13 protein-coding genes are annotated in these 14,343 nt (G+C 42.5%); 3 read left to right on the forward strand and 10 right to left on the reverse strand.

What is annotated here, in order from left to right; all coding sequences use genetic code 11:
- Positions 1–442: 442 nt before the first annotated feature.
- The 7 genes from O3605_RS00600 to nox all read right to left on the reverse strand — a co-directional run bounded on the left by O3605_RS00600 (position 443) and on the right by nox (position 8,485).
- Positions 443–640 (reverse strand): Sec-independent protein translocase subunit TatA/TatB, encoded by a 198-nt coding sequence (locus tag O3605_RS00600; RefSeq protein WP_021153173.1) that lies wholly within the window; start codon positions 638–640, stop codon positions 443–445.
- Entirely contained in the window at positions 640–1,359 is a 720-nt protein-coding gene (tatC, locus tag O3605_RS00605; RefSeq protein WP_223324726.1) for a twin-arginine translocase subunit TatC, read from the reverse strand. Before tatC ends, O3605_RS00600 begins: the two co-directional genes overlap by 1 nt.
- On the reverse strand, positions 1,346–3,031 hold the full coding sequence (locus O3605_RS00610) for an FTR1 family iron permease (protein ID WP_223324727.1): 1,686 nt from the start codon (positions 3,029–3,031) through the stop codon (positions 1,346–1,348). The genes tatC and O3605_RS00610 overlap by 14 nt, the downstream gene beginning before the upstream one ends.
- Complete coding sequence (gene efeB / locus O3605_RS00615) at positions 3,009–4,214, reverse strand: iron uptake transporter deferrochelatase/peroxidase subunit (protein WP_371585048.1); 1,206 nt, start codon at positions 4,212–4,214, stop codon at positions 3,009–3,011. Before efeB ends, O3605_RS00610 begins: the two co-directional genes overlap by 23 nt.
- A gap of 5 nt (positions 4,215–4,219) precedes the next feature.
- A complete protein-coding gene (gene efeO, locus O3605_RS00620) occupies positions 4,220–5,092 on the reverse strand; it encodes an iron uptake system protein EfeO (protein ID WP_371585049.1) in 873 nt (290 codons plus the stop codon).
- Between the two features lie 110 nt (positions 5,093–5,202).
- Entirely contained in the window at positions 5,203–6,747 is a 1,545-nt protein-coding gene (locus O3605_RS00625) for a chloride channel protein (RefSeq protein WP_371585050.1), read from the reverse strand.
- Between the two features lie 361 nt (positions 6,748–7,108).
- Positions 7,109–8,485: a H2O-forming NADH oxidase gene (nox, locus tag O3605_RS00630; protein WP_371585051.1), complete on the reverse strand. Its 1,377-nt coding sequence runs from the start codon at positions 8,483–8,485 to the stop codon at positions 7,109–7,111.
- Positions 8,486–8,710: 225 nt separating this feature from the next.
- Here nox and O3605_RS00635 point away from each other — a divergent pair, with 225 nt between their 5' ends.
- Genes O3605_RS00635 through O3605_RS00645 form a run of 3 tightly spaced genes read left to right on the forward strand, consistent with a single transcriptional unit; the run spans position 8,711 to position 11,528 of the window.
- Entirely contained in the window at positions 8,711–9,634 is a 924-nt protein-coding gene (locus O3605_RS00635) for an FAD:protein FMN transferase (protein WP_371585052.1), read from the forward strand.
- A gap of 25 nt (positions 9,635–9,659) precedes the next feature.
- On the forward strand, positions 9,660–10,265 hold the full coding sequence (locus O3605_RS00640; RefSeq protein ID WP_023918073.1) for an NADPH-dependent FMN reductase: 606 nt from the start codon (positions 9,660–9,662) through the stop codon (positions 10,263–10,265).
- Between the two features lie 18 nt (positions 10,266–10,283).
- Complete coding sequence (locus O3605_RS00645; protein WP_023918071.1) at positions 10,284–11,528, forward strand: NAD(P)H-dependent oxidoreductase; 1,245 nt, start codon at positions 10,284–10,286, stop codon at positions 11,526–11,528.
- A 37-nt stretch (positions 11,529–11,565) separates the two neighbouring features.
- Here O3605_RS00645 and O3605_RS00650 read toward each other — a convergent pair whose 3' ends face one another.
- From O3605_RS00650 to brnQ, 3 genes are all read right to left on the reverse strand, one after another.
- On the reverse strand, positions 11,566–12,135 hold the full coding sequence (locus O3605_RS00650) for a TlpA family protein disulfide reductase (protein WP_371585053.1): 570 nt from the start codon (positions 12,133–12,135) through the stop codon (positions 11,566–11,568).
- Positions 12,136–12,157: 22 nt separating this feature from the next.
- Positions 12,158–12,865 (reverse strand): thiol-disulfide oxidoreductase-associated membrane protein CcdA2, encoded by a 708-nt coding sequence (gene ccdA2 / locus O3605_RS00655; protein ID WP_070505586.1) that lies wholly within the window; start codon positions 12,863–12,865, stop codon positions 12,158–12,160.
- Between the two features lie 156 nt (positions 12,866–13,021).
- Entirely contained in the window at positions 13,022–14,341 is a 1,320-nt protein-coding gene (brnQ, locus tag O3605_RS00660) for a branched-chain amino acid transport system II carrier protein (RefSeq protein ID WP_070505588.1), read from the reverse strand.
- Positions 14,342–14,343: the final 2 nt, after the last annotated feature.

The following is a 14,343-nucleotide window of genomic DNA, read 5'->3' on the forward strand; positions in this document are numbered from 1 at the left end:
TTTTGTTGTGTTGTTTCACTTGCTTTCTAAATTCCTCTTTTGACTTTATCCGCAGACGCCTTTTGTATCTTGATTTAGTCAAGGAACTTCTACGAAGTTCACTGACGACCGTACTCACTTAAGGAAAGTTTTTTAAATGACTTTATCTTCAATCTGAGACCGTTAAGACTTCTTTACTTTAATTTTTCTAACTGAATTGGATACAAAAAATCCACTCACACAGGGTGAAATGGATTGTTACTTTATTAACGGTTCAATAAGAAATTGAACAATTTTTCGACAATTTTTACGACTAACCAGCATAAGAATCCGATATAGCTGAAATAGAAAATGAGTGACAAAATCGTAATAATCATGGTTTCCTCCTTCGTCGATTGCAAGTACTTGTCTTATTATACCTTTTTATGCAATCGAACTCAATAGAATTTTGAAAATTGTCTGATTATTCTTTTTCTTCTTTAGCTTCTTTGGCGTCTTGGTCTGCTTCTTCACTGCCTTTGTTGAGAGCTGTCTTAAATTCAGCAAACATTTTGCCGATGGACTGACCCAACTCTGGCAGGCGTTTTGGTCCAAAAATCAAGAGGGCGCCCAGGATGATGATGATCAATCCTGGTGCTCCAATATCACGTAAAATTCCCATTAGTTTCTCCTTTTTCTTGAATAGATGACTTTACTGATGGCGACACTGACTTCAAATAAGAGGATCAAAGGGAGTGTCATGGCCAAGTCACTGATAAAGTCTGCAGGGGTTAGCACGACGGCTAAGACCAGCAGGACAAAGTAAGCGTAACGTCGGTAGGTTATTAAAAACTGTGGTGTCAAGATCCCAATCGAGGTCAGAAAAGCGACCAAAACTGGTAACTCGAACAAGACCCCTAAAGGCAAGGTAGTATGCCATAAGAAGGTTAAATAATTTTGTGCTGTTAATTGGGTATCAAACAGCCCTTCTCCTAAACGCATCAAGACCTCTAAAATCGCTGGGCTGACAAAGAAATAACCAAATGCGAGCCCCAGCACAAAGCAAATAAAGCTAGCTGGGATGTAGGCAAAGATTGCACGCGCCTCCTTCTCCTTCAGAGCCGGCCTTACAAATTGCCAGATCTGGTAGACAATAAAGGGCAAGGTCAGGCTAAAGGCTGTAAGATTGGCCAGCGAAACATAGATCCAGAGAATATCATTCGGTCCCAGTACCAGCAGTTTTTGATGTAGGCTAGCCGTCAAGGCTTGATAGAGTTCTCCACCAAATACAAAAGCCACCAGAAAGACGATAATATAACACAAGACCACAGCGATCAATCGTTTTCGAAATTCGACCAAATGTTCAACAATGGTCATTTCATCTGCTCTACTCTTTGCCATGTTGTCTCACCGTAACGAGTGCGATCAAGGCCACAAAGATACATTGAGGAAGAAGAACTTCCCAGCTTGGATAGATGCCCGCCCAATCGATGGTTGGAAGCCCATTGACCAAATGGCTAGGTAGGATATTGGTCAACTGAAGGGCGTGGATGCTGACACCGAGCATCTTGAAGGCCAAGGCGTATATCAACCAAGTTAGAATGAAAAAGATTCTGTGAGGTTGGATAGCTTGACTGGCCTTGGTCATGGCCACTGCAATGATGATGAGAACAGCTATAGCAAGCCCGATTCCCAGTAAGAAATTCGCAGTTGTAATCCGCGGAATGATTCCGACATAAAAGAGAATGGTCTCAGCCCCTTCACGAAAGACTGCTAAGAAACTGAGAGCAAACATCGACACAAAGCTTCCTGTAGCCGTTACGGTCTTCATTTGACGGTCCATAAAGGCATTCCACTGTTTGACAGAGGACTTGCTGTGGAGCCAAATTCCGATGAGAATCATCATGACTACAGCGAAAATCCCAACGCCACCTTCAATGATTTCCCGGTTAGACCCCGAAGTAACGGCTGGAAAAGCTACTTGCAAAACAAGAGCGATCGCTGCACTGGCAAGAACACCAGCAATAGCTCCACCGTAAACCCATTTGAGGCCTTTCCTCATCTTAGCGGCCTTAAGGGTCGTCACAAGCGCCATGACGATCAGAAGCGCTTCTACTCCTTCACGCAGAAGAATCAACATGGCATCAAAAGCGTTGTAAGAAGCTGTCGTATCGATCGCAGACAGGTCCCTGATCAAGGCTTGTAATTTCTCTTGATAGGCTTTTTCTTTCCCCTTTACCATAATGACTGGGGATTCGCTCTCTACGCGCGTGTAGAGACTGGGATTGGTCGTGCTAACATCCCCCTCGATGGTTGGCCAGATCGTGATGAACTGCTTCATAGTCGCTGCAGCAGATTTATCATCGCCGGATTGGAATTGGCTTTGCGCCTTCTCCAAAAGCTTGATCCCATCTTTCAACGTCAAATCCGTACTGGCACTGCTAATGGCTTCTCCTTTTACAAAGGCATCAATCCCGTTTTTGAGGTCATTATAAGAGGACTGGATGTTGGTGAAATCAGTAGGCTCTGTTTCAATACTACTGCGCAAGAGCGAAATGGCCGTCTCGATTTTGCCATAGTAGGCTGTGCTGTGATCTCTTACCACCGCTTCGTTTCGCGTCCAGGTGTTATTGAGATCTGCATAGGTTTGACGGGTTTTATCCAGATCCTTAGCTGCAATGGCCTCTTGTAGGTTCTTAAAGTAAGGTGCGAGGCGACTCACGAGTTTGTCTTTTTCCGCCTCTAAATCGACCGGATTTTGCTCTTTTTCAAAAGCCAGCAAGGCAGATGAGATCTTGGTGAGGTCCTCTTTCCTTACCTCCCCTTTTATAGCCAGGGCTTGGCTAACTTTTTTCCCTGCCTTGGAATCATGGTGGTCTTTGGATCCAAAATCAGCCTGAATCTCAGCAATTAATTCCTTGGCCTTATCCTGGTCCTTATTTTGTACAGCTGTTGTTGCATCTGTGATCTTGATAAAGAGATCGCTATAAGACTCCGCAGCCACTGGATGAGTCCAGAACAAGGCAAGAAGGCCGAACAAGATCAAGAGTTTATTCAAAGAGTGCTTGACCAAGATACCCTCCTTTCTCAACGCCTGCAAAGCAAGCAAAGAGTCCACTTCCGATATGGGTGATGTACTCGTTCATTTTATCCACCGCACCCAAGTTGGTTTGGATTTTGACAAAGCTGTTCGGATCCTTTTGAAAGGCGATAAAGATCAAGCCGGCATCAAATTGCCCAGTCTGTTCGTTGATACCATCTGAATAAGAATAAGACCGCCGTAAAATCGGTCGATCGACTTCTTTGGCCAAACGGACATGTGAATCTACTGGTAGTTTAGATAAATCTACTTCATCAAATTCGTTGATTTTACCAAAGGGAGCACCGGACTCCTTGTAGCGACCAAAGGTGTTTTCTTGCTCCTGCAAATTGGTTCGGTCCCAAGTTTCCAAGTGCATTTGCACTAGGCGAAGAGCCATATAGGAACCACCCTTCATCCAATCCTTGCTGTCAGTCCAGACGACCTTGTCAAAGTCCTTCTCCGTCGTGACATTTGCCGTTCCATCCTTGAAACCAAAGAGGTTGCGGGGTGTTTCTTTTCGGTCACCAATGGCCGCAAAACCTGATTTGCTCCACTTCATGGTAATGGTATTGCGACCCTTACGAATCAGATTTCGCACCGCATGAAAGGCTACTTGCTCATCGTCTGCACAGGCCTGAATGACGATATCGCCACCTGTATATTTGTCCTGCAACTGCTCCTTTGGAAATGGGGGCAAATCACGAAAGAGTTTCGGACGTTTGGACTCCAAGCCCAGTTTCTTTAGAAAGGAGGCCGAAACCCCAAAAGTCAGGCTCAAGCGATAGGGGTTGAGTCCCACTGTTTCACCTGTATCTGTTGGAGGCAAGAGGGCATTGGAACCATCTTTTTTGACCAATTCTCCTTCGACTAATTTACTACTATAATCAGTCCAGTCTTTAAAGAGTTGGATGACTTCTTTTTTGTCCGTCGTGTGAAGATCTAATACAACCAAGTAGCAAGCCTTCTGCATGGGCGTCGTAATCCCTGCTTGGTGCTTGCCATAAAAGGAGACGTCTTCATCCCCATCATAAGCTTTTTTGCTGGAACTGTCTTGATTAGCGAAAAAAGCAGATGCACCAGAGAGACCTAGCGCTAGACCAGCCCCTCCAATACCTGCTTTTTTAAGAAATTCACGACGGTCCATTTTTTTATCTAAAAATTTTTCGTCAGCCATGTTTCTTATTTCCCATCTAAAATCACACCCATTTGAGACAAAGGTTCACCAAGTTTGGTCACAGCTTCTGCCAATTCCTTGGTATCTTCCTTGGATAAGTCTGTGTAAGACTTATAGTTTGAATCATCTATCATGTGTTTGTCCAATAAAGCATTAACATTCTTGAACTCTGCTTCCAAGGTTTTAACCAATTTGGCATCTTTTTTCTCAATCAAAGGTTTAAAGAGAGAGAAGATCTTTTCAGCCCCTTCAATATTGGCACGGAAGTCGTAAAGATCTGTATGAGAGAAGACTTCTTCTTCACCTGTAATCTTTTGCGTTGCCACTTCATTAAGCAAATCGACAGCTCCGGTCAACATGATATCCGGTGTGACTTCTACTGTAGCAATTTTAGCTTTCAACTCCTTGATATCGTTCACCAGTTGGTCAGCGTATTTGTCTGTTCCATCTGTGGTATTGTTTTCCCAAAGGATACGCTCAATCCGGTGGAAACCTGACCAGCCATCTTCTGATTTATTTTCATCCACATAATCCACCAAACGGTAGTCGATCTTGACATCTGATTCTCCGAAGGTTTCAGCAATCGGTTCGGAACGTTCATAGGCCATACGGATCAAGGGATATTGCTTTTTGGCTTCTTCCAAATTCCCATCTTTTAACGTAGCTCGGAATCCTTCTGTATCCTTGAGCAATTGGTCAATTTGCATTTCAACAAAGTCTTTGTATTCAGCTGTCGCATTGTCCAAGGTCTTCTGGTCAGCCTTTGACAACTGCACCGTTGAGCTGGTTTGCGTCTTTTGACTCGACTGTTTGCTAGTAGTATTTGCACACCCTGCTAAAAGAGCAACACTCAATAAGAGTAGACTATATTTTTTCATGAAAGACTTCTCCTCATTTGTTCTTGGCCCTATTTTACCAGATATTTTCTCATTTTTCAATAATTGTCTGAAAATTTAATAATAGGAAAACATTTCTGAGAATCTGTCTTTTACAAAAGAATATCCTTGACCCGTCCGATTTCGGATTCTTTAACCACCACAAAGATGCTATCCCCTAGATACAAGCGGGTCGCACCATTGACCGTATAGCTCTTACCGCTTCGCATTTGCGTGGTAATTAAGATATCTTGAGGGAGGTGCAGTTCATGAACTTGCTTTCCTGCAATCTTTTCTGATACAGGGATCTCAATTAAAGTCAACTCTCCTTCTTCTTGCGCCTTATCCGGCAACAATTGCTCGAGCATGGCTTCATAGACTGGCGCTCCATGGAAGAGATCCATGATCATATAAGCCAGCAAGGTCACCATGCCTAGGGGCATTAAACTGCGAATATCACCGACCATCTCTGTCACCAAGATCATCGCTGTTAAAGGTGCTTTTGAAATAGCCCCAAAATACCCACTCATTCCTAAAATAATGAAGAGAGGTAGCTGATTTTGAGAGATAAAGCCAATATTTTGGAGGAAGGTTCCAACAATGGCCCCTAAAAGTGATCCTAACGCTAGAATGGGCAGGAAGATGCCACCTGGCAAGCCACTACCATAGCTCAACATACTCCAGATGAAACGGATCGCAAAATAGAGAAGGATGGTCAGCACTGGATACGGTACTCGAGCTAAATCCAAGACCAATTGGTTCCCACCACCAAGAATTTGAGGAAGGAAATAGCCGATTGGAAGAATCAAGACAAAGGCAAATAAAGAAGAATAATGAGAAGGAACATGGAAAATCTTCTCAAGTAAGCGATACAATCGACCGATATTGAGAACCACTATTTCGTAGACATACCCTGCTACCCCTAAAAAGACTCCAAGAAAAAGATAAATCCAGTACTGAGACAGATGGAGCGGTGGAATATTTTGTGGCATATGAAGCACTGGTGTTTGACCAAAGACATTGAGTGAAATAAAATTAGCAGTCAAACTAGCAGCCAAGGTCGAAATCCAAAAGAAACGTGAAAAATGATGGTAGACCTCTTCAACCACAAATAAGAGCCCCGCTATAGGTGCATTAAAGGCAGCCGCAAGACCAGCGGCAGCCCCACTTGCAATCAAAGACCGCTCCTCAACTGGGCTAACCTTCAAATGATGGGCCACTCCTTTTCCACCCATTGCCCCTAATTGAATACTAGGACCTTCACGACCAAGCATCAAGCCACTTCCGATGGCCAAGACACCTAGAATATACTTCTTCCACAAGGTATCCCACCAGCTCACCGCCAAGAGGCCCTTGAGTTCCGCTTCGACTTGCGGAATTCCTGATCCCTTGATATCCCGATTGGTGCGAATGAGGCGACCAGCAATCAGTACGATCACCCCATAGCCCAACAGCATCGCCAGCAAATAAAGTGGTTGACCAGACATCTCCTTGTAGACGCCTTGAACAAAATGAAAAACATGTTCGATCAAAAAACGAAAACTCGAGACGACGCAGCCCACAACGATCCCAACCAGAACACCTCTGACAATATGGGACACAATTGAACTAGAGGCAAATTGAAATTCATTTTTAATGGCTTCTTCTTTAGCAGACATTCCCTAACTCCTTCAAACTCTTATCCTATTCATTATACCTTATTTCACTGCCTCTGAATACATGGAAAAGCAGAAAAAAACAAAACCACCCTTGTTAGTTTTGTTTAGAATGTAGACAAACCATTTTATCAAGTAAAATAAGTTAAGAAATTCTACAAAGAAATATAAATATGTTCTATTTATTATGGAATGAATAAAGAAAAGTCAAAACTTTCCGCTGTGAGAAAAGTGCCTGAAACAATACAGTTTCAGGCACTCGGAATTATTGAGACCTTAGGCTCAATAATTAGTCATGGAACTTCTACGAAGTTCGCTGACGTCCGTACTCACCTAAGGAAAGTTTTTAATAGAACTTTAGCTATTATTCAGCAGTTAAAGCTGCCATTGTGATGTAGTTGTAAGGTTTGTTGAAGTGTGGCAAGAAGAACAAGTCCGTCAAAGCCAACTTATCAATCGTCACGTGTTCTTGAATCGCAAGTGAGAACATGTGAATAGCCATTGAGATAGCGCTATCACGTGATACCATTTGAGCTCCAAGGATTTGACGAGTGTCTTTATCGTAGACGATCTTGATACCAACCTCATAGTTATCGTGTTTGATAAATTCAGGTTTTTGAAGGTCGTTGAAGCCAGTTTCAGTGGCATTGAAGCCTGCAGCTTTTGCTTTTTCAAGAGTCAAACCAGTTGAAACCATGTGAAGGCCGTAGATAGAGATACCGTTAGAACCTTGAACACCGATTCCTTCCAATTCATGACCGGTCGCATTGTAGGCACCAACAATACCTGAACGAACCGCATTAGATGCAAGTGCGATGTAGCTCATTTCACCACGTGCATTGTCATAGATAGTCGCACAGTCACCAACTGCATAGACACCTGAAAGTGACGTTTCTTGTTTCTTATCGACAAGGAAGGCACCGTTGCGGAAGAGTTCAATCTTACCATCTGCAAGAGCTGTATTTGGACGGAAACCAACAGCCAAGATGACCATATCTACATCGAAGGTTTCTTTATCAGTTACAAGACGTTCTACCTTACCATCTCCTTCAACTGCTTGAACAGTTTGTCCAAGAGCCAAACGGATGTTGTGGTCTTCCAAGTTTTTCGCCATGATGTCTGTAAAGTCTTTGTCATAGTAGCCGTTCAAGACAGTGTCCACGATATCCACCAAGACAACGTCTTTACCAAGACGTTCGAAAGCTTCAGCAAGTTCAACACCGATGTAACCACCACCAACTACGGCGATACGGTTCAAGTGTTTGCTGTTGTCTTTCAATTTTTCGATCACTTCTTCAGCGTTTTGGTACAATTTAACGAATTGAAGATTTTCAAGAGTTGCTTTGAATTCGCGGTTACCAGGAACGATTTCAACTCCGTTAATTGGAGGAATGATTGGTGTTGATCCAGTCGCAAAGATCAATTTTTCGTAAGATTCTTTGTGTTCTTTTCCATCAACCTCTGCAGTTACCACTTTGTTGTCATAGTCAATTGAAAGAACAGGAGAGTTCATGTAGACTTTTGCACCTTTTGCTTCCAATTTTTCTTTGTCAGAGTAGAAGAGACCTTCTGGACCATCGATTTGCTCACCGATCCAAAGTGCCATCCCGCATCCAAGGAATGAAATGTTTGAGTTTTGGTCAAAAACCACAATTTCATTTTCATTTCCAAAATTATCTAACATAGTGTTGATACAAGCTGTTCCGGCATGGTTTGCCCCTACAACAACGATTTTACTCATAGAATAAATCCTACCTTTAATTAAAATTTACTTCTTGAGTATATCATAAAAATGATATCGGTTACAAGATATTTGCTCAATATTTGTGATCTTTTCTTCAAACCTTCTGAAAGCTTCCTCTCACAGCTTTCATAAAATGTCAAATAATTTGTCTGAAAGGATTGTGAAAACGGTCTCTATTTGGTATACTGTAGGTAAGTGAAAATTGGAAAGGATAGATTTTTAGTGGACCTAAGTAGTCGATCCGAACGTCTGATGGGAACCACCATCACCGTTTCGATCTGTGACCCACAAGCGGATGAACTCCTTGCGCATTGCTTTGAACTTCTTCGCTCCTACGAACATCGCTTCAGTGCTAATGATGTAAGTTCTGAACTCATGGAAGTCAATCACCAAGCTGGTATTGCTCCTGTTCAAGTTCATCCAGATCTTTTTGAACTGATCGCATTAGGTACCTTGCATAGTCAAGCTAAAAATAGCCATTTAAACATTGCTATCGGCCCTCTTGTGCAAACCTGGCGGATCGGATTTTCAGATGCCAGACGGCCTGCACCAGAAGAAATCGAACAAGCGCTTTTAAAGATCGATCCCCAGCAGATTCAACTAGACCAAGAAAACTATACAGTCTTTTTGAAACGTCCTGGAATGAAGATCGACTTGGGAGCTTTAGCAAAAGGCTATAGCGCAGATTTAATTGCTACCTATCTGAGAGGTAAGGGTATCAAGGATGCCTTGATCGATCTTGGAGGAAATATCCTAACCGTCGGTCAACACCCTGTTAAACAGCAACCTTGGCGGATTGGTATTCAAAATCCTGTCGAAAAAAGAGGAAATCACTTACTAGTCCTCTCGGTCAAGGATAAGTCTGTTGTCACCTCTGGCATCTACGAACGTCATTTAGAAGTCGACGGCCAGTCGTTTCACCATATCTTTGATAGCGCGACAGGCTATCCGGTAGAGACAGACTTAGCCAGTATCACCATTATATCTGATCGATCCGTAGACGGGGAGATATGGACTACCCGCCTGTTCGGGGACTCTTCTACTTCTATCCTCAACACTATTGAATCACTTCCTGGTATAGAGACCTTATTGGTTTCACAATCAGGCAAGATCGCCTATACAAGTGGGCTTCAATCTTATTTATAATTCTCCTATCAGAAAGGAATTTTCCATGATAAAACTTATTGCGATTGTGGGGACTAACTCCAAACGTTCTACAAACCGTCAACTGCTTCAATACATGCAAAAACATTTTGCTGATAAGGCTGAGATCGAATTGGTCGAAATTAAAGATATCCCTGTCTTTAACAAACCAGCCGACAAACAAGTTCCTGAAGCTGTCTTGGATATTGTTGCAAAAATTGAAGAAGCTGATGGGGTCATTATTGGAACTCCAGAATACGACCACTCTATTCCAGCAGTCTTGATGAGTGCACTCGCTTGGCTCTCATACGGAGTCTTCCCATTGTTGAACAAACCGGTCATGATTACTGGGGCATCATACGGTACGTTGGGATCTTCACGCGCCCAACTCCAACTTCGCCAAATCTTAAATGCTCCTGAAATTAAAGCGAATGTCTTGCCAGATGAATTCTTGCTCTCTCATTCATTGCAAGCCTTTGATCAAAATGGAGACTTGGTGGATTTAGATGTCATTCAAAAATTAGATGCGGTCTTCAATGATTTCCGTGTGTTTGTAAAAATCACAGACAAATTGCGCAACGCCCAAGAATTACTTCGCAAAGATGCTGAAGAATTTGACTGGGAAAACTTGTAAGATAGGAGACAGAAAAGAATGAAATTTGTTGGACTTGTAGGCTCAAACTACGATCAATCATATAACCGTAAACTTTTGGAATTCATTCGCCGCCAATTTAAAATCAAATTTGAATTGGAAGTTCTTGAAATCGACGAAGTTCCAATGTTTAACCAAGATGAAAAATGGGACGAAAGTTTCCAATTGCGTCTTTTATATAACAAAATCACTCGTGCAGATGGTGTTATCATTGCCACTCCAGAGCACAACCATACGATCTCTGCTGCTCTCAAGTCTGTTCTTGAATGGCTCTCTTTCGAGGTGCATCCATTTGAAAACAAACCGGTTATGATCGTCGGTGCTTCTTACTATGATCAAGGGACTTCACGTGCGCAAGTTCACCTCCGTAAGATCCTCGATGCCCCAGGTGTCAATGCTTATACCCTTCCAGGAAATGAATTCCTTCTTGGAAAAGCCAAAGAAGCTTTTGACGAAGACGGCAATATCATTAACGAGGGAACCGTCAAATTCCTTGAAACCTGCTTGGATAATTTTATGAAATACGTTGAGGTTGTATCTAAATTGAAAAAACCAAAACCAATTGAACCAGAAGACTTGGATTGTAATCATCCAATCGCTACAACTGTTACTGAAGTCGATCCTGACGATCCAGATTGGGTAGAAAAAGTAGCTGAAATCACTGGTGCCGTTTCCGGCGATACCTATGTCAAACTCGACCACGGTATCCTAACCGTTAACCAAATTGATATGTTCTTAAAGGCTATGCCATTTGAATTGACCTATGCCGATGATAACAACCAATTCCTCTACTACAACAATGCCCATCAAGATCCTGATACCATGTTTGCCAAACGCGTGCCACCTCAATCAGGAAGCCGGATGTCAACCGTTCATGGTTCCCTACCACCAGCACGTATGAAAAACGTAGAATGGGTGATTGGTACCCTTCGTAACGGTAACCAAGACTATGTTCGGACCATTGTTCCAGGTTCTCCTGAAGGCGTGATTAACACTCACAACTACCAAGCTATGTACTATGAAGATGGTTCTTACGCTGGTATCAATGAGATTGTCTTCAACTTCAAACCATGGTTGGACTGGTACCTGCAAACAACAGGTCAACGTCTAGTTGGTGGAAGCGGTCCATTTGCTCCTGCTGGTGGACACGGTAGTGCAGATGCAACTTCTGGTGCTTCTGATGCTGGAGGACATGGTGACGGAGGGCACGGAGATGCCGATGCCACTTCTGGTGCAAGCAACTAAGAAACAATAAAAAAATGAAGCTTCGTGCTTCATTTTTTTATTGTAACTCTTTGATAATCTTCTTAGCATCGTCGTTTGAAATAGCCCCTAGCTGCACATGACCAATCTTCCCTTGGCTATCAATAAAGACTTCTGTAGGAATGGAACGTACTTGATAGTTCGCAAAGGCAGAGCCATCTGGATTATACAAGACGGGCACTGATGGATAATCTTGTTGGGCAAACCATTCGACGAACTCTTCTTCTGTTTTTTCCCCTTGCATTCCCGGTGCCATAACCGTGAGAATCTCAAAATCTCTGTCCTTTTCTTCAACCAATTTATTAAGTTCAGGCATGCTTTGGCGACAAGGACCACACCAGGTTGCCCAGAATTTCAAATATACCTTCTTCCCTCTGTAGTCTGAAAGTTTAACCGTATTCCCCTTCATATCCTTTAGCTCAAAGTCACTCGCTTCTTTTCCTACCAAGGGATGTTTACTAGCGGTTGTGTTGGTCATGGTTTGATTGCTCATATTCTTCATACCACTCTCACTCGATTGCTCCATCGAACAAGCAGACAGTAAAGCGATTGACAGGATTGAAAAACACGTATATTTGATAAATTTCATAGGTATAATACCTCCATTTGGTTTATGAAAAGATTGAAGACAAGCTATTTAATTGTCCCAAGACTAAGAGAATCCCCATAATAATGATGATGGCTCCACCGATTTTCTTCAGCAACAAGAGATGGGGTTTGAGACGATTGAAATAAGGCAATACAAGGCCTGATGCCAGTGCCAAGAGCAAGAATGGGATGGCCATCCCTAATGTATAGATAAAGAGATAGAGAGCACCCACGAGGGCATCTTGTCCATTGGATGCTGCTAATGCAAGAACCGATCCTAATACAGGGCCAATGCAAGGCGTCCAACCAAAACTAAAGCCAAGACCAAGAAGAAAGGCTGAAAACAACTCATTCTTCTGTTTGTTGGCTCCAAAATCTACTGATTTTTGCTTCTCAAGGAAATGAAAATGAAAGACTTCCATCTGATGAAGACCAAGGATAATGATCAGCGCTCCCATCACGTAGCGGAACCAGTTGGTATACATAACCTGCCCCAATAAGCCAGCTCCGAAACCTATGATAAGGAAAATAACAGAAACACCTGCGATAAAACACAAGGTCTTAACGATGCCATGCCAGCGTATCTTTTTCCCAAAAATCTGAACGGATTTTTCCTGATCACTTCCTAGCAAAACGCCAATGTAGACCGGGAGCAAAGGAAAGACACAGGGAGAGAAAAAGGAGAGAATCCCTGCCAGAAAGACAGTGAAAGAGAAAACGATTTGATTCATAAAATGCTCCGTATATTGATATGTTAGAAATAGTATAACATGCCATTCCTTAAATTAAAAATTTTTGCTACGGTTTGTATTTAAAGAAACTCTTTAGGTACTAGTTTCAAAATAAAAAAACTCTAAAGCGGGGAACTTTAGAGTTTCTAGTAAATCTTATTCTTCTTCTGCACTTTGTTTATTGGGCAAGAACAGAGCAAGGACCATACCAACGACTGCTGGTAGTAACCATGGGAGGGATTGGGCAGCAAACGGCAAGTGCTTAATGATATTTGCTAGTCCTGCAAGTTTAAAGGTACTTGCCAGAACATCTCCAATCGCAACCAAGCTAACTAGGAAAATAGTCAGCTGCATTCCTGGTTTTGATAGTTGAGTAAATTTATTTACAATCACAATCAACACAATAGTAATGGTGATTGGATAGAGGATCATTAAAACAGGCAATGAATAGGCAATAATGGCACTCAAACCAAGATTGGCAATGGAGAATCCAATCAAGGTAAAGAGAGTTGCATAGATTTTGTAAGAAATTTTAGGGAAAGTATTATGGAAGAATTCCCCTGTCGATACGATCAAACCTGCTGTTGTGGTAAAGCAAGTCACCGTCACCATACCTGCAAGGAAAATTTGAGCAGCTGGGCCAAAGATAGCCTTGGTCGCTTCTGAAAGGACATAGACCCCTTTATTGGCATCAGATGCCATTACTTTTGCTGGAATTGGGAAATGATTTCCAAGATACCCCAAGCCAATGTATAAAATACTAAAGCCAATGGCTACAACGATCCCAACGATCCAGATGGTTTTAATGTACTCTTTTTTGCTGGTGAAACCAAGTTGATTAAGAGTAGTCACTGCGATGACGCTAAAGGCTACTGAAGCAAGAGCATCCAAAGTGTTATACCCTTCAAGGAAACCTTGCCCAAAGGCAGATGCTTGGTAGGCTTCTGTTGCCACTTGAGGCGCGTGTCCGCTGTACTTGACAGCACCAAGGACAACCAGTACAACGATCAAAATTGCAAAGATCGGTGTTAAAATCCGACCAATACTATCTAAGATTTTAGAAGGATAGAGGGCAATCAAATAGGCTAAACAGAAATAAACCAAGGTGAAAATGAAGAGACCAAGTCCTCCATTGGCATTTCCTAACAAGGGAGCAATCCCAACTTCGTAGGAAACGGTAGCCGTTCTTGGAATGGCAAAAAAGGGACCAATAGAGAGGTACAAGGCTACCAGATAAACGATGGCAAACCAAGGCGCGATTTTACGCGAAATCTCGTGGATATACCCTTTAGGATTGAGTGTCCCAATAATCAAGGTGATAATCGCAATTCCTACTCCTGATAAGACAAATCCAGCAATAGCTGGCCAAAAATGGCTACCCGACTGGGCACCTAGCGCAGGTGGAAAGATCAAATTCCCTGCACCGAAGAAAATACCAAATAACAGCAAACCTGTTAAGGAACCTTTTCGTAACATGT

It is taken from the genome of Streptococcus sp. 27098_8_99 (genome assembly GCF_041431935.1).
In the GTDB taxonomy this organism is placed as follows: domain Bacteria; phylum Bacillota; class Bacilli; order Lactobacillales; family Streptococcaceae; genus Streptococcus; species Streptococcus parasanguinis_D.

What these genes read in the sequence shown, in the direction of transcription:
- O3605_RS00600 (WP_021153173.1), bottom strand. Translation starts at nt 640, where the DNA reads ATGGGAATTTTACGTGATATTGGAGCACCAGGATTGATCATCATCATC.
- tatC (WP_223324726.1), bottom strand. Translation starts at nt 1,359, where the DNA reads ATGGCAAAGAGTAGAGCAGATGAAATGACCATTGTTGAACATTTGGTC.
- efeB (WP_371585048.1), bottom strand. Translation starts at nt 4,214, where the DNA reads ATGGCTGACGAAAAATTTTTAGATAAAAAAATGGACCGTCGTGAATTT.
- efeO (WP_371585049.1), bottom strand. Translation starts at nt 5,092, where the DNA reads ATGAAAAAATATAGTCTACTCTTATTGAGTGTTGCTCTTTTAGCAGGG.
- O3605_RS00625 (WP_371585050.1), bottom strand. Translation starts at nt 6,747, where the DNA reads ATGTCTGCTAAAGAAGAAGCCATTAAAAATGAATTTCAATTTGCCTCT.
- nox (WP_371585051.1), bottom strand. Translation starts at nt 8,485, where the DNA reads ATGAGTAAAATCGTTGTTGTAGGGGCAAACCATGCCGGAACAGCTTGT.
- O3605_RS00640 (WP_023918073.1), top strand. Translation starts at nt 9,660, where the DNA reads ATGATAAAACTTATTGCGATTGTGGGGACTAACTCCAAACGTTCTACA.
- O3605_RS00645 (WP_023918071.1), top strand. Translation starts at nt 10,284, where the DNA reads ATGAAATTTGTTGGACTTGTAGGCTCAAACTACGATCAATCATATAAC.
- O3605_RS00650 (WP_371585053.1), bottom strand. Translation starts at nt 12,135, where the DNA reads ATGAAATTTATCAAATATACGTGTTTTTCAATCCTGTCAATCGCTTTA.
- ccdA2 (WP_070505586.1), bottom strand. Translation starts at nt 12,865, where the DNA reads ATGAATCAAATCGTTTTCTCTTTCACTGTCTTTCTGGCAGGGATTCTC.
- brnQ (WP_070505588.1), bottom strand. Translation starts at nt 14,341, where the DNA reads ATGTTACGAAAAGGTTCCTTAACAGGTTTGCTGTTATTTGGTATTTTC.